The organism is Streptomyces sp. NPDC022910 (genome assembly GCF_055561075.1).
On record NZ_JBVHHL010000005.1, the window covers coordinates 247,731 to 262,312 of the forward strand.

Genomic DNA, 14,582 nt, shown 5'->3' on the forward strand with positions numbered 1-14,582 from the left:
GGCTTACTTACCCGCCTTTCCGACCTTGCGGCGGATGACTTCGCCCTCGTACTTGACGCCCTTGGCCTTGTACGGGTCGGGCTTGCGCAGCTTGCGGATGTTGGCCGCAACCTCGCCGACCTTCTGCTTGTCGATGCCCTCGACCTGGAAGCGGGTCGGGGTCTCCACCTTGAAGGTGATGCCCTCGGGCGCCTCGACGGTGATCGGGTGGCTGTAGCCGAGCGCGAACTCGAGGTTCGAGCCCTTGGCGGTCACGCGGTAACCGACACCGCTGATCTCGAGCTTCTTCACGTAACCCTGGGTCACGCCGGTGATCATGTTCGCCACCAGCGTGCGGGACAGGCCGTGCAGGGCCTTGTTCTGACGCTCGTCGTTGGGGCGGGTCACCTGGAGGGTGCCGTCCTCGTTCTTGACGATCTCGATCGGCGAAACGACGGTGTGGGTCAGCTCGCCCTTGGGGCCCTTGACCGAGACCGTGTTGCCGTCGATGGTGACGTCCACGCCGGCGGGAACCGCGATGGGGAGCTTGCCGATGCGCGACATAGCTGTTTCCTCCGTTCCCTTCCGCTACCAGACGTAGGCGAGAACTTCTCCGCCTACGCCCTTCTTGCCGGCCTGCTTGTCGGTGAGGAGCCCGTGGGACGTGGAGATGATCGCCACGCCGAGGCCGCCGAGCACCTTCGGCAGGTTGGTGGACTTCGCGTAAACCCGCAGACCGGGCTTCGAGATCCGCTTGATGCCCGCGATGGAGCGCTCACGGTTGGGGCCGAACTTCAGCTCCAGGACGAGGTTCTTGCCGACCTCGGCGTCCTCGACGCGCCAGCCCGTGATGAAGCCCTCCTGCTGGAGGATCTCCGCGATGTGCGACTTGATCTTCGATGCCGGCATCGTCACGGAGTCGTGGTATGCCGAGTTCGCGTTCCGCAGACGCGTAAGCATGTCTGCGATCGGATCAGTCATGGTCATGAATTGGCCTTCGGCCTCTCTCGCCGGGGTTTCCTGGTGCGCCATCCCTCTCCCCGATCCGAGACGGGACGGGTGCGGCGCGGTGGACCTACGGCGTAGTAAGTCGTACGGGCGCGGCAGGCGCCCAACCCCACAAGCCTAAGGCATGTGAGGTGGGCCTCCTGCCGGACCCAGATGCTTACCGAGAGCCCGGTATCAACCCAACTGGGCTGTTACCAGGAGCTCTTGGTCACGCCCGGCAGCTCGCCACGGTGAGCCATCTCACGAAGGCACACGCGGCACAGGCCGAACTTGCGGTACACGGAGTGCGGACGGCCGCAGCGCTGGCAGCGGGTGTAGCCACGCACACCGAACTTGGGCTTACGAGCAGCCTTAGCGATCAGAGCCTTCTTCGCCATCTCGCTCACGCCTCCTTGAACGGGAAGCCGAGGTGACGAAGGAGCGCGCGGCCCTCAGCGTCGTTGGTCGCCGTGGTGACCACGGTGATGTCCATACCCCGGACGCGGTCGATCTTGTCCTGGTCGATCTCGTGGAACATGACCTGCTCCGTGAGACCGAAGGTGTAGTTGCCACGGCCGTCGAACTGCTTGGGGGACAGGCCGCGGAAGTCGCGGATACGCGGCAGCGCGAGCGACAGGGTGCGGTCCAGGAACTCCCACATGCGGTCGCCACGGAGCGTGACGTGGGCACCGATCGGCTGACCCTCACGCAGCTTGAACTGCGCGATGGACTTGCGGGCCTTGGTGACGGCCGGCTTCTGACCGGTGATCGTGGTGAGGTCGCGGATGGCGCCCTCGATCAGCTTGGAGTCGCGGGCGGCGTCGCCCACACCCATGTTGACCACGATCTTGACGAGGCCCGGGATCTGCATGACGTTCTCGTACTTGAACTCGTCACGCAGCTTGCCCGCGATCTCCTCGCGGTACTTCTGCTTCAGACGCGGAGTGGTGGTGGTAGCCATCAGATGTCCTCACCCGTCCGCTTGGCAACGCGGATCTTGTTGCCGTTCTCGTCGAAGCGGTAGCCGACACGCGTGACGACCTTGTTGCCGTCCTTCTCCACGACCAGCTGAACGTTGGACACGTGGATCGGGGCCTCGGTGGTCACGATGCCGCCGGCCTGGGAACCGCTGGCGGTCGGACCGGCCTTGGTGTGCTTCTTGACCCGGTTGACACCCTCGACCAGGACTCGCTCGTCGCGCGGGTAAGCGGCAATGACCTTGCCCTGCTTGCCCTTGTCCTTGCCGGTGATGACCTGGACCAGGTCGCCCTTCTTGATCTTCATGCTTACAGCACCTCCGGCGCGAGCGAGATGATCTTCATGAACTTCTTCTCGCGCAGCTCACGGCCGACCGGGCCGAAGATGCGGGTGCCGCGAGGGTCGCCGTCGTTCTTCAGAATGACGGCGGCGTTCTCGTCGAAGCGGATGTACGAGCCGTCCGGACGGCGGCGCTCCTTGACGGTGCGAACGATGACGGCCTTGACGACGTCACCCTTCTTCACGTTGCCACCGGGGATCGCGTCCTTGACGGTGGCGACGATGACGTCACCGATGCCCGCGTAGCGGCGGCCGGAGCCACCGAGCACACGGATGCAGAGGATCTCCTTCGCACCAGTGTTGTCGGCGACACGCAGTCGCGACTCCTGCTGGATCACGTCTATCTCCTGTTTGTCTGCCGGTTCCCTCCGGGTGTTGAGCCCGGAGAGCCTGGCGGAACTGTCCTGCGGGGGATGTTCCGCAGGAATTACTGGCCTACCGGAAGAGCTCCGTAAAACAACTCACGCTTCGAACGCGCGCGTTTTCGCAGCTCAGCCGGTCCCCGGCAGGTGGGTCCGCAAGTGATTCACGGACCCACCCACCGAGTAGGCGGAACTTGTCCTGGGGGCTGGGCCCCGCAGGGACTACTTGGCCTTCTCGAGGATCTCGACGACGCGCCAGCGCTTCGTCGCGGACAGCGGCCGGGTCTCCATGAGGAGGACGCGGTCGCCGACACCCGCGGCGTTCTGCTCGTCGTGCGCCTTGAGCTTGTTCGTACGGCGGATGACCTTGCCGTACAGCGCGTGCTTGACGCGGTCCTCGACGGCGACGACGACGGTCTTGTCCATCTTGTCGCTGACGACGAGACCCTCACGGGTCTTGCGGAAGCCGCGCGCCTCAGTGTTCTCAGTCACGTTGTTCTCGCTCATCAGGCGTTCTCCACCGTTTCGATGCCCAGCTCACGCTCGCGCATCAGGGTGTAGATCCGCGCGATGTCCTTGCGGACCGCCTTCAGACGGCCGTGGTTCTCGAGCTGGCCCGTCGCCGCCTGGAAGCGGAGGTTGAACAGCTCTTCCTTGGCCTCGCGGAGCTTGTCCAGAAGCTCCTCGTTGCCCAGCTCGCGCAGCTCGGACGCCTTGGTACCGGCCGACATCACGCTTCACCTGCCTCGCGCTTGACGATCCGGCACTTCATCGGCAGCTTGTGGGCCGCACGGGTCAGCGCCTCACGGGCGATCTTCTCGTTCGGGTAGGACAGCTCGAACATCACGCGACCGGGCTTGACGTTCGCGATCCACCACTCCGGCGAACCCTTACCGGAACCCATGCGGGTCTCGGCGGGCTTCTTGGTCAGCGGACGGTCCGGGTAGATGTTGATCCAGACCTTGCCGCCACGCTTGATGTGGCGGGTCATCGCGATACGAGCCGCCTCGATCTGGCGGTTCGTCACGTAGGCCGGGGTCAGCGCCTGGATGCCGTACTCGCCGAACGCAACCTGCGTTCCACCCTTGGACATACCATCGCGCTTCGGGTGGTGCTGCTTGCGGTGCTTGACCCTACGGGGGATCAGCATGTCGGTCAGGCCTCCGTTCCGGTGCTCTCAGCCGGAGCGGCGGCGGGAGCCTCGGCCTTGGGGGCCTCGGCAGCCGGAGCCTGCTGCGGCTTGCGACCGCGCCCGCCACGCTCGCCACCGCGGCCACCACGGGCCGGACGGTCGGCACCGCCACGGGCCGGGCGGTTGCCGGCACGGGCAGCGGCGTTCTCGGCGCGGACCTCGGCGATGTTCTTGACGTCGCCCTTGTAGATCCAGACCTTCACACCGATGCGGCCGAAGGTCGTCTTGGCCTCGAAGAAGCCGTAGTCCACGTTCGCGCGGAGCGTGTGCAGGGGCACACGGCCCTCGCGGTAGAACTCCGAGCGGGACATCTCGGCGCCGCCGAGGCGGCCACCGCACTGGATCTTGATGCCCTTGGCGCCCGCCTTCATCGCCGACTGCATGCTCTTGCGCATGGCGCGGCGGAAGGAGACGCGGGAGGACAGCTGCTCGGCAACGGCCTGGGCCACGAGCTGAGCGTCGGTCTCGGGGTTCTTGACCTCGAGGATGTTCAGCTGGACCTGCTTGCCCGTCAGCTTCTCGAGGTCGCCGCGGATGCGGTCGGCCTCGGCGCCACGGCGGCCGATGACGATGCCCGGACGCGCGGTGTGGATGTCCACGCGGACGCGGTCACGGGTGCGCTCGATCTCGACCTTGGAGATGCCGGCGCGCTCCATGCCGGACGTCATCATCCGACGGATGGCGACGTCTTCCTTGACGTAGTCCTTGTACAGCTTGTCGGCGTACCAACGCGACTTGAAGTCGGTGGTGACACCGAGCCGGAACCCATGCGGGTTTACCTTCTGGCCCATTACCGGGTTCCTTCCTTGCTGCTGACGACCACGGTGATGTGGCTGGTCCGCTTGCGGATCCGGTAGGCACGGCCCTGGGCACGCGGACGGAACCGCTTCAGGGTCGGGCCCTCGTCGACGTAGGCCTCGGAGATGTAGAGGCTGTCGACATCGGTGTGGTCGTAGTTGTGCGCGGCGTTGGCGATGGCGCTGTCCAGCACCTTGCCGACCGGCACGCTCGCGGCCTGCGGGGCGAAACGCAGGACCGCCTGAGCCTCCGTGGCATCCATGCCACGGATGAGGTCCACCACACGGCGGGCCTTCATGGGCGTGACGCGGATGTACCGCGCCTGGGCCCTGGCTTCCATGGTTGTCCCTTCGATGTTTGTCATGGTCATTCGCACCCCGCTGGCTAGCGGCGCTTCGACTTCCGGTCTTCCTTGACGTGGCCCCGGAAGGTGCGGGTCGGCGAGAACTCGCCGAGCTTGTGGCCGACCATCGACTCGGTGACAAACACCGGGATGTGGGTCTTGCCGTTGTGCACCGCGATCGTGTGGCCGAGCATGGCCGGGACGATCATCGAGCGGCGGGACCAGGTCTTGATGACGTTCTTGGTGCCGGCTTCGTTCTGGACATCCACCTTCTTCATCAGGTGGTCGTCGACGAAGGGCCCCTTCTTCAAGCTACGAGGCATCTCAACCCGTCCTTAGCGCTTCTTGTTCGTCTTGCGGCGGCGGACGATGTACTTGTTGCTCGCCTTCTTGGCGGAACGAGTACGGCCTTCCTTCTGACCCCACGGGGACACCGGGTGGCGACCACCGGAGGTACGGCCCTCACCACCACCGTGCGGGTGGTCCACGGGGTTCATGACCACACCACGCACAGTCGGGCGGACGCCCAGCCAGCGCTTACGGCCGGCCTTGCCCCAGTTGATGTTGCTCTGCTCCGCGTTGCCGACCTCGCCGACGGTGGCGCGGCAGCGCACGTCGACCAGACGGATCTCACCGGACGGCATGCGCAGGTGGGCGTAGGCGCCCTCCTTCGCGAGCAGCTGCACGGACGCACCGGCGGAGCGGGCGAACTTGGCGCCGCCGCCCGGACGCAGCTCGATCGCGTGCAGGGTCGTACCGACCGGGATGTTGCGGAGAGCCAGGTTGTTGCCCGGCTTGATGTCGGCCCCGGGACCGTTCTCGACGCGGTCGCCCTGCGACAGGCCACGCGGCGCGAGGATGTAGCGCTTCTCGCCGTCCGCGTAGTGCAGCAGCGCGATGCGCGCGGTGCGGTTGGGGTCGTACTCGATGTGCGCGACCTTCGCCGGCACGCCGTCCTTGTCGTGACGACGGAAGTCGATCACACGGTAGGCGCGCTTGTGTCCGCCACCCTGGTGGCGAACGGTCACACGACCGGCGTTGTTACGGCCGCCCTTGCTGTGCAGGGGGCGGACCAGCGACTTCTCCGGCGTGGACCGCGTGACCTCGACGAAGTCGGCGACGCTGGCGCCACGACGGCCCGGCGTAGTCGGCTTGTACTTGCGGATTCCCATTTCTCAGTCCTCGTCCGATATCGGACGATCCGGACCGCCCTCAGGCGGTCGGACCGCCGAAGATGTCGATACGGTCGCCCTCGGCGAGGGTCACGATCGCGCGCTTGGTGGCGGCACGCTGGCCGAAGCCCGTGCGGGTCCGCTTGCGCTTGCCCTGGCGGTTGATCGTGTTGACCCCGGTGACCTTGACCGAGAAGACCGCCTGCACGGCCTGCTTGATCTGGGTCTTGTTGGCGCCCGGGGCGACGATGAACGTGTACTTGTTCTCGTCGAGAAGCGCGTAGCTCTTCTCCGACACGACCGGCTTGAGCAGGACGTCACGGGGGTCCGTGTACGCCTTGCTCACCGGGGTGACGACGGTGTTCTTGCCCTCGGCGGCGTGGCGACGCGCCTTGGCGACGCGCGCGGCCTTGGCGGCCTTGGCGGCCTTCGAGGCAATGGCGGGGTGACGGATGGCCATCAGACCTCGCTCCCTTCGGTGTCGTTAGACCGGCCAGCGGGCTGCCCGGACACGAAGGACTCGAAAGCGGCCTGGGTGAAGACCACGTCGTCGGAGACGATCACGTCGTACGTGTTCAGCTGGCCCGGCTCCAGGATGTGGACCTGGGGCAGGTTGCGAGCGGACAGCCACGCGGCCTCGTCGGCGCGCTCGACGACCAGGAGCAGGTTCTTGCGCTCCGAGATCTTGCCGAACAGCGTCTTGGCGGCCTTGGTGGAGGGCGTCTCGCCCTCGATCACGCCGGTGACGACGTGGATGCGGTTGTGGCGGGCCCGGTCGGTGAGGGCGTGGCGCAGGGCCGCGGCCTTCATCTTCTTCGGGGTCCGCTGCGAGTAGTCACGCGGCACGGGACCGTGCACGACGCCACCACCGGCGAACTGCGGCGCGCGGGTCGAGCCCTGACGGGCGCGGCCGGTGCCCTTCTGGCGGTACGGCTTCCTGCCACCACCACGGACTTCGGCGCGGGTCTTGGTCTTGTGCGTGCCCTGGCGGGCGGCCGCGTTCTGCGCGACGACGACCTGGTGGATCAGCGGGATGCTGACCTTCTCCACGCCGAAGATCTCCGCGGGGAGTTCGACGCTACCGGTCTTCTCGCCGGCAGGCGAAAGGATGTCAACAGTGCTCATCGGTTACCTCAGGCCCCCTTGGCCGCGGTGCGGACCAGGACGAGGCCGCCGTTCGGACCGGGAACCGCGCCCTTGATGAGCAGCAGACCCTTCTCCGCGTCAACGGCGTGGACGGTCAGGTTCTGGGTGGTGACCCGCTCGTTGCCCATGCGACCCGCCATGCGGACGCCCTTGAACACACGGCCCGGGGTGGCGCAGCCACCGATGGAACCAGGCGAGCGGTGCTTGCGCTGAACGCCGTGACCGGCGCCGAGGCCCTTGAAGTTGTGACGCTTCATGACACCGGCGAAGCCCTTGCCCTTGCTGTTGCCGGTGACGTCGACCTTCACACCGGCCTCGAACACCTCAGCGGTGATCTCCTGGCCGAGGGTGTACTCGGAGGCATCCGACGTGCGGATCTCGACGAGGTGACGACGCGGGGTGACGTCCGCCTTGGCGAAGTGGCCCTTGAGGGGCTTGTTCACCTTGCGCGGGTCGATCTCGCCGAACGCGATCTGGACGGACTCGTAGCCGTCGACGTCGTTCGTGCGGACCTGGGTGACGACGTTGGGGCCGGCCTTGACGACGGTGACCGGAACAACACGGTTGTTCTCGTCCCACACCTGCGTCATGCCCAGCTTCTCGCCCAGGATGCCCTTGATCTGCTTAGCCATTCTCAGCTCACCGACCCTCAGAGCTTGATCTCGATGTCGACACCGGCCGGGAGGTCGAGTCGCATCAGAGAGTCAACGGTCTTGGGGGTGGGGTCGAGAATGTCGATCAGGCGCTTGTGCGTGCGCATCTCGAAGTGCTCGCGCGAGTCCTTGTACTTGTGCGGCGACTTGATGACGCAGTACACGTTCTTCTCAGTGGGCAGCGGCACCGGGCCCGCGACCGACGCACCGGTACGGGTCACCGTCTCGACGATCTTCTTCGCCGAGGAGTCGATGACCTCGTGGTCGTAGGCCTTGAGCCGAATGCGGATCTTCTGTCCCGCCATGGCTACTCCGTAGTCCTGTCTCTTTTAACGCTCTGGAACCCGGCGTACCAGCCCTTCTCTCCGACCCACGCGGTCGGGCGTGTCGCGCTCCCGCTGACACAGATGCCCCTTGTTCGAACATCCCTGCTGGGGGAACACGGCCCTTCCGGAACCGTGGGACCGAGGGCGAAAAGCCCACCGGGCGCCTGGCCGGTGCCGCACCCACGCTTCCCGAAAGATTCCCGTACGTCCGCCCCAGCGCTGCCATCAGGCAGTTAGGGCGACGAGTACTGTGGGACTCGCTTCCGGTCCTCCCGGCGGGAGGCGCGCAGCATCAACACTCGACCGAGCAACTCGGACAGTCTGCCATATGTGACGGGGCGCTGGCCAATCGGGCCGTAGAGGCTACCCCGGCGGTGACGTGAGTGAAACCCGGGGTGGGCGGCGACGCAGGTCGCCCCCTGCCGCCGACCACTCTCTCCGCGTACGCCCTGGGCGAGACCGCCCCGGGCGCGGGTCGCGCCCCTGCGCTTCAGCCGTGGACCACATCGTGTTCGGGTGACCCCGCCATGCATTCGGGGGCCGCTATCGGGCGGCCCCCCGAACTCACACCACGGGTCGGCCCCAAGGCGCTACGGACGGCGACTCTCCGCCGGACCCAGATGCAACTCCGGCAACCCGCCCGTGTCGATCAGCAGCCGTTGCAGCACCACCGTCGGATCCACCGTCCAGAACTTCAGGCGGTGCACCCCGGCCTGCGTGATCACATGCCTCGTAGCGGTCCTGTTCACGCTGTTCGACGTGTTCCGGGCCCACTGCATGTTCATCAGCCCGTCGTCGGCACCCGTGGCCGCGTTGATGTGGACCGTTTGCGGTGACCCGTCGTCGAAGGACACCGCGTAGCGGAGGCCGCCCGTCGGCAGTGCCGGATTGCGCGGCGAGACGTACGCCCACACCGTCACCTCGCCCGACGTCAGCAGGGTCACCTCGTACTCCAGGCGGGGCGAGGCCGCTCCGCCGGGGGTCGCGCGCGGTGCCGTGACCGGCCACGGGGTCATCCCGGCCCCCGTACGGCCGATGCGGTCGATGCGCTGCCAGGTCCCCACCGCCACGTCGTGGTGCTCCGTGTCGATCGCCACGTATCCGCCCGCCTCCACGAAGCCTCGCAGGCCCCGCGGCGACGGCTTCTCGGCCACGCAGGACACGCTCAACGACCCGCCCGCCCCGGACACGGTCAGCGAGGCCTCCGTGCGCCCCTCGGGCACCCGCGACCAGTCGACCGCCAACTCCACCCGTACCTGCTGCTCGACCCGGCCCCGCGGGCGGTCCGCCAGCAGCCACGATGCCGATGCCTCGATCCGGTACCGGAAAGGCGTACGACCCCGGTTGAACACCTCGAGGCACGGGCGCGGGCGCGTCTGGTACGGGCTGAACACCAAAGGCTCCGGTTCACCGGCCGCGTGCAGCCACCATTGCGCCGAGCCGTCCACCGCCACCCCGAGTTCCGCCGCCGACGGCACCTCGATCCTCTTCACCCACGCGTCCTGCGCGGCACCTGGCAGCCTCCGCGCGATCCGGTCCGCCGCCTTCGCCAGAATTTGCTTTGCGGCATGACAAATACTGTGTGGAGTGCACCGAGGGAACAATGGGTCGTACGCGCCGAATACTTTCGGAACAGCGACGCCGGAACAGCGAAGAGGCCCGTACGACCGGAGTCGTACGGGCCTCTTCAGGTCAGTTGACCCTCAAGCAGGAAGAACTTACTTGACGATCTTGGTGACCTGGCCGGCGCCCACGGTGCGGCCACCCTCACGGATGGCGAACTTCAGGCCCTCTTCCATGGCGATGGGCTGGATGAGCTGCACCGACATCTCGGTGTTGTCACCCGGCATGACCATCTCGGTGCCCTCGGGGAGGGTCACCACGCCGGTCACGTCCGTCGTACGGAAGTAGAACTGCGGGCGGTAGTTGTTGAAGAACGGCGTGTGGCGGCCACCCTCGTCCTTGGACAGGATGTAGGCCTGCGCCTCGAACTCGGTGTGCGGGGTGACCGAGCCCGGCTTGATGATGACCTGGCCGCGCTCGACGTCCTCGCGCTTGATGCCGCGGAGCAGCAGACCGACGTTCTCACCGGCCTGGCCCTCGTCGAGCAGCTTGCGGAACATCTCGATGCCGGTGACCGTGGTGGAGGTCTTCTCCGGCTTGATGCCGATGATGTCGACGGTCTCGTTGACCTTCAGGACACCACGCTCGATACGGCCGGTGACGACCGTACCGCGACCGGTGATCGTGAAGACGTCCTCGATCGGCATCAGGAACGGCTTGTCGACGTCACGCTCGGGCTCCGGGATGGAGGTGTCGACGGCGTTCATCAGGTCGAGGACCGACTGGGTCCACTTCGCGTCGCCCTCGAGCGCCTTCAGAGCGGAGACCTGGACGACCGGAACGTCGTCGCCCGGGAACTCGTACTCGGTGAGGAGCTCACGGACCTCGAGCTCGACGAGCTCCAGGATCTCCTCGTCGTCCACCATGTCGGCCTTGTTCAGGGCGACAACGATGTAGGGAACGCCGACCTGGCGGGCCAGGAGCACGTGCTCCTTGGTCTGCGGCATCGGGCCGTCGGTCGCGGCGACCACCAGGATCGCGCCGTCCATCTGCGCGGCACCGGTGATCATGTTCTTGATGTAGTCCGCGTGACCCGGGCAGTCGACGTGGGCGTAGTGACGCGACTCGGTCTGGTACTCGACGTGCGCGATGGAGATGGTGATACCGCGCTGGCGCTCCTCGGGCGCCTTGTCGATGTTGTCGAACGGGGTGGCCTCGTTCAGGTCCGGGTACGCGTCGTGCAGCACCTTGGTAATGGCGGCCGTGAGGGTCGTCTTACCGTGGTCGATGTGACCGATGGTGCCGATGTTGACGTGCGGCTTAGTCCGCTCGAACTTCGCCTTCGCCACTGGGGTCCTCCTGTGGAGTGGTTCTGTACGCCTTACTCATCGGCGCCAGGTGATCTTTGCTGGGGTGCCGCCCGCCGGGGTCTTTTCCCTGGGTCAGAACCGGGGTTCTTTCCGGGGTCGAAGCCCCGGCGGTCGGTGTCAAGCCTAAAGCGTGTAAACGGGGTGCGTTACTCGCCCTTGGCCTTCGCGATGATCTCCTCGGCGACGTTCCGCGGAACCTCGGCGTAGGAGTCGAACTGCATCGAGTAGCTCGCGCGACCCGACGTCTTGCTGCGGAGGTCGCCGACGTAGCCGAACATCTCCGACAGCGGAACCAGGCCCTTCACGACACGGGCGCCGGCACGCTCCTCCATGGCCTGGATCTGGCCACGGCGGGAGTTGATGTCACCGATGACATCACCCATGTAGTCCTCGGGCGTGGTGACCTCGACGGCCATCATCGGCTCGAGCAGCACGGGGCTGGCCTTGCGGGCGGCCTCCTTGAAGGCCTGCGATCCGGCGATCTTGAACGCCAGCTCGGAGGAGTCGACCTCGTGGTAGGCACCGTCGTGCAGGATGACGCGCACGCCGGTCATCTCGTAACCGGCGAGGATGCCGAACTGCATGGCCTCCTGCGCACCGGCGTCGACCGAAGGAATGTACTCCTTCGGGATGCGACCACCGGTCACCTTGTTCACGAACTCGTACGAGGTGTCGCCACCCTCGAGCGGCTCGATGCCGATCTGCACCTTCGCGAACTGGCCGGTACCACCAGTCTGCTTCTTGTGGGTGTAGTCGACACGCTCGACGGCCTTGCGGATCGTCTCACGGTACGCCACCTGCGGCTTGCCGACGTTGGCCTCGACCTTGAACTCACGGCGCATACGGTCGACCAGCACCTCGAGGTGCAGCTCGCCCATGCCGCCGATGATGGTCTGACCGGTCTCCTCGTCCGAGTGGACCTGGAAGGACGGGTCCTCCTCGGCCAGGCGCTGGATCGCGACGCCCAGCTTCTCCTGGTCGCCCTTCGACTTGGGCTCGATGGCGACCTGGATGACCGGCGCCGGGAAGTCCATGGACTCCAGGATGACCGGGTTCTTGTCGTCGCTCAGCGTCTCACCGGTGGTGGTCTGCTTGAGGCCCATCACGGCGACGATGTCGCCGGCACCCACCGAGTCGATCTCCTCACGCTTGTTCGCGTGCATGCGGTAGATCTTGCCGATGCGCTCCTTCTTGCCCTTGACGGAGTTCAGCACCTGCGTGCCGGACTCCAGGCGGCCCGAGTAGACCCGGACGAAGGTGAGCTTGCCGAGGTGCGGGTCGCTCATGATCTTGAACGCCAGCGCGGACAGCGGCTCGGCGTCGGACGGCTTGCGCTTGACGACCTCCTCCGGGTCGTTGACGGCGTGGCCCTCGATGGCCTCGATGTCAACAGGGGAGGGGAGGTAGCGCACGACCGCGTCGAGCAGGGGCTGGACGCCCTTGTTCTTGAACGCGGTGCCGCAGAACACCGGGGTGACCGTGGTGTCCTTGGACTTGCCGGACGCGATGGTGATACGACGGATCGCGGCGTACAGCTGCTCCTCGGAGGGCTCCTCGCCCTCCAGGTACAGCTCCATGATCTCTTCGTCGTTCTCCGCGACGGCCTCGAGCAGCTTGCCGCGCCACTCGTCGGCCGCCTCGGTGTGCGTGGCCGGGATGTCGACGACGTCGTACATCTCGCCCTTGGTGGCCTCGGCGGACCAGACCAGGGCCTTCATGCGGACCAGGTCCACGACGCCCTTGAAGTCAGCCTCGGCACCGATCGGCAGCTGCATGACCAGCGGCTGCGCGCCCAGACGGTCGGAGATCATGTCGACGCAGCGGTGGAACTCGGCACCGGTACGGTCGAGCTTGTTGACGAAGCAGATACGCGGAACGCCGTAGCGGTCCGCCTGACGCCACACCGTCTCGGACTGCGGCTCAACGCCGGCGACGCCGTCGAACACCGTCACGGCACCGTCGAGCACGCGCAGGGAGCGCTCCACCTCGACCGTGAAGTCGACGTGGCCCGGGGTGTCGATGATGTTGATGGTGTGGTCGACGTTCTCCAGCGGCCAGTGACAGGTGGTGGCAGCAGAGGTGATCGTGATGCCACGCTCCTGCTCCTGCTCCATCCAGTCCATGGTGGCAGCGCCGTCGTGGACCTCACCGATCTTGTACGAAACGCCGGTGTAGAACAGGATCCGCTCGGTGGTGGTCGTCTTGCCCGCGTCGATGTGGGCCATGATCCCGATATTGCGGACCTTGGCCAGGTCAAGTGAAGTGGTAGCCATAAGGCTTCAGTCTTCTCTCGGTCTCGATGTGGGTAGCGACTACCAGCGGTAGTGCGCGAAGGCCTTGTTGGACTCGGCCATCTTGTGCGTGTCCTCGCGCTTCTTCACAGCGGCACCGAGGCCGTTGGAGGCGTCGAGGAGCTCGTTGAGCAGACGCTCGGTCATGGTCTTCTCGCGACGGGCGCGGGAGTAACCGACGAGCCAGCGCAGCGCGAGCGTGTTGGCACGACCGGGCTTGACCTCGATCGGAACCTGGTACGTCGCACCACCGACACGGCGGGACTTGACCTCGAGGGTCGGCTTGATGTTCTCCAGCGCGCGCTTCAGCGTGATGATCGGGTCGTTGCCCGTCTTCTCACGCAGACCCTCCATGGCGCCGTAGACGATGCGCTCGGCGGTGGAGCGCTTGCCGTTCAGCAGCACCTTGTTGATCAGGGAGGTCACCAGGGGGGAGCCGTAGACCGGGTCGATGATGACCGGACGCTTCGGGGCGGGGCCCTTACGAGGCATTCTTACTTCTCCTTCTTGGCGCCGTAACGGCTGCGAGCCTGCTTGCGGTTCTTGACACCCTGGGTGTCGAGCGAGCCGCGGATGATCTTGTAGCGAACACCCGGCAGGTCCTTCACACGGCCGCCGCGCACGAGCACGATGGAGTGCTCCTGCAGGTTGTGTCCCTCACCCGGAATGTAAGCGGTGACCTCGATGCCGCTGGTCAGACGCACACGCGCGACCTTGCGGAGGGCCGAGTTCGGCTTCTTCGGGGTGGTCGTGAACACACGCGTGCAGACGCCGCGACGCTGAGGGGAACCCTCGAGTGCGGGCGTCTTGTTCTTCTCGACCTTGTCCTGCCGGCCCTTGCGGACCAGCTGCTGGATCGTAGGCACTACTTCTCCGGTTTCTGTGTGCCGATGGGTACAGCTAACCTGGAACGTCGCCGACCCACGCGGTCGGGTGTGTCGAATCCCGCAGACTCCCGCCGCAAGGCGAAAAGGGCGCAGATTACGGTGGCCGATGACGGCTCGCTATGCGGTTGAAGGCACGCACGAGAGCCAGGGCACACCCCAGGCACAAGGTCTGAGCGTACCTACCTCATTCGCTGTG

At 66.2% G+C, this 14,582-nt stretch carries 21 protein-coding genes and 1 pseudogene; all 22 read right to left on the minus strand.

Features of this window, described 5'->3' with window-relative positions:
• Window positions 1-3: 3 nt before the first annotated feature.
• On the minus strand, window positions 4-543 hold the full coding sequence (rplF, locus tag ACZ3TS_RS07430) for a 50S ribosomal protein L6 (RefSeq protein WP_467614449.1): 540 nt from the start codon (window positions 541-543) through the stop codon (window positions 4-6).
• A gap of 24 nt (window positions 544-567) precedes the next feature.
• Window positions 568-966: a 30S ribosomal protein S8 gene (gene rpsH / locus ACZ3TS_RS07435; protein ID WP_030046382.1), complete on the minus strand. Its 399-nt coding sequence runs from the start codon at window positions 964-966 to the stop codon at window positions 568-570.
• Between the two features lie 212 nt (window positions 967-1,178).
• Window positions 1,179-1,364, minus strand: a complete 186-nt coding sequence (locus ACZ3TS_RS07440; RefSeq protein WP_003948630.1) for a type Z 30S ribosomal protein S14 — start codon at window positions 1,362-1,364, stop codon at window positions 1,179-1,181.
• 5 nt (window positions 1,365-1,369) lie between these two features.
• A complete protein-coding gene (gene rplE, locus ACZ3TS_RS07445; RefSeq protein ID WP_016434630.1) occupies window positions 1,370-1,927 on the minus strand; it encodes a 50S ribosomal protein L5 in 558 nt (185 codons plus the stop codon).
• Window positions 1,927-2,250 carry a 50S ribosomal protein L24 gene (rplX, locus tag ACZ3TS_RS07450; RefSeq protein ID WP_059127179.1) on the minus strand — a complete coding sequence of 108 codons (324 nt, stop codon included), beginning with the start codon at window positions 2,248-2,250 and terminating at the stop codon, window positions 1,927-1,929. The genes rplE and rplX overlap by 1 nt, the downstream gene beginning before the upstream one ends.
• 2 nt (window positions 2,251-2,252) lie before the next feature.
• Window positions 2,253-2,621, minus strand: a complete 369-nt coding sequence (gene rplN, locus ACZ3TS_RS07455) for a 50S ribosomal protein L14 (RefSeq protein WP_003998823.1) — start codon at window positions 2,619-2,621, stop codon at window positions 2,253-2,255.
• A gap of 246 nt (window positions 2,622-2,867) precedes the next feature.
• Window positions 2,868-3,152, minus strand: a complete 285-nt coding sequence (rpsQ, locus tag ACZ3TS_RS07460) for a 30S ribosomal protein S17 (RefSeq protein ID WP_004984524.1) — start codon at window positions 3,150-3,152, stop codon at window positions 2,868-2,870.
• On the minus strand, window positions 3,152-3,376 hold the full coding sequence (gene rpmC / locus ACZ3TS_RS07465) for a 50S ribosomal protein L29 (RefSeq protein WP_054217228.1): 225 nt from the start codon (window positions 3,374-3,376) through the stop codon (window positions 3,152-3,154). Before rpmC ends, rpsQ begins: the two co-directional genes overlap by 1 nt.
• Complete coding sequence (gene rplP, locus ACZ3TS_RS07470; RefSeq protein ID WP_046418010.1) at window positions 3,376-3,795, minus strand: 50S ribosomal protein L16; 420 nt, start codon at window positions 3,793-3,795, stop codon at window positions 3,376-3,378. The genes rpmC and rplP overlap by 1 nt, the downstream gene beginning before the upstream one ends.
• A 5-nt stretch (window positions 3,796-3,800) precedes the next feature.
• Window positions 3,801-4,628 carry a 30S ribosomal protein S3 gene (rpsC, locus tag ACZ3TS_RS07475; RefSeq protein WP_004927271.1) on the minus strand — a complete coding sequence of 276 codons (828 nt, stop codon included), beginning with the start codon at window positions 4,626-4,628 and terminating at the stop codon, window positions 3,801-3,803.
• Window positions 4,628-4,975: a 50S ribosomal protein L22 gene (rplV, locus tag ACZ3TS_RS07480; RefSeq protein WP_028420772.1), complete on the minus strand. Its 348-nt coding sequence runs from the start codon at window positions 4,973-4,975 to the stop codon at window positions 4,628-4,630. The genes rpsC and rplV overlap by 1 nt, the downstream gene beginning before the upstream one ends.
• A gap of 44 nt (window positions 4,976-5,019) precedes the next feature.
• A complete protein-coding gene (gene rpsS, locus ACZ3TS_RS07485) occupies window positions 5,020-5,301 on the minus strand; it encodes a 30S ribosomal protein S19 (RefSeq protein WP_086726223.1) in 282 nt (93 codons plus the stop codon).
• A gap of 12 nt (window positions 5,302-5,313) precedes the next feature.
• Window positions 5,314-6,150: a 50S ribosomal protein L2 gene (rplB, locus tag ACZ3TS_RS07490; RefSeq protein ID WP_234513438.1), complete on the minus strand. Its 837-nt coding sequence runs from the start codon at window positions 6,148-6,150 to the stop codon at window positions 5,314-5,316.
• 40 nt (window positions 6,151-6,190) lie between these two features.
• Window positions 6,191-6,610 carry a 50S ribosomal protein L23 gene (gene rplW, locus ACZ3TS_RS07495; protein WP_467614456.1) on the minus strand — a complete coding sequence of 140 codons (420 nt, stop codon included), beginning with the start codon at window positions 6,608-6,610 and terminating at the stop codon, window positions 6,191-6,193.
• The gene (rplD, locus tag ACZ3TS_RS07500) at window positions 6,610-7,275 is read right to left on the minus strand and encodes a 50S ribosomal protein L4 (protein WP_467614458.1); all 666 of its coding nucleotides are present in this window, start codon (window positions 7,273-7,275) and stop codon (window positions 6,610-6,612) included. Before rplD ends, rplW begins: the two co-directional genes overlap by 1 nt.
• Before the next feature lie 8 nt (window positions 7,276-7,283).
• Window positions 7,284-7,928: a 50S ribosomal protein L3 gene (rplC, locus tag ACZ3TS_RS07505; protein WP_467614461.1), complete on the minus strand. Its 645-nt coding sequence runs from the start codon at window positions 7,926-7,928 to the stop codon at window positions 7,284-7,286.
• Window positions 7,929-7,945: 17 nt separating this feature from the next.
• Window positions 7,946-8,254 (minus strand): 30S ribosomal protein S10, encoded by a 309-nt coding sequence (gene rpsJ / locus ACZ3TS_RS07510; RefSeq protein WP_003948644.1) that lies wholly within the window; start codon window positions 8,252-8,254, stop codon window positions 7,946-7,948.
• Between the two features lie 611 nt (window positions 8,255-8,865).
• Window positions 8,866-9,768: pseudogene (locus ACZ3TS_RS07515) on the minus strand (glycosyl hydrolase 115 family protein); the annotation flags it as partial.
• A 225-nt stretch (window positions 9,769-9,993) separates the two neighbouring features.
• Window positions 9,994-11,187, minus strand: a complete 1,194-nt coding sequence (gene tuf, locus ACZ3TS_RS07520) for an elongation factor Tu (RefSeq protein ID WP_467614464.1) — start codon at window positions 11,185-11,187, stop codon at window positions 9,994-9,996.
• A 167-nt stretch (window positions 11,188-11,354) separates the two neighbouring features.
• Window positions 11,355-13,481 carry an elongation factor G gene (gene fusA / locus ACZ3TS_RS07525; RefSeq protein ID WP_467614467.1) on the minus strand — a complete coding sequence of 709 codons (2,127 nt, stop codon included), beginning with the start codon at window positions 13,479-13,481 and terminating at the stop codon, window positions 11,355-11,357.
• 39 nt (window positions 13,482-13,520) lie between these two features.
• Complete coding sequence (gene rpsG, locus ACZ3TS_RS07530; RefSeq protein ID WP_003992340.1) at window positions 13,521-13,991, minus strand: 30S ribosomal protein S7; 471 nt, start codon at window positions 13,989-13,991, stop codon at window positions 13,521-13,523.
• A 2-nt stretch (window positions 13,992-13,993) separates the two neighbouring features.
• Entirely contained in the window at window positions 13,994-14,365 is a 372-nt protein-coding gene (rpsL, locus tag ACZ3TS_RS07535) for a 30S ribosomal protein S12 (protein WP_003948652.1), read from the minus strand.
• Window positions 14,366-14,582: the final 217 nt, after the last annotated feature.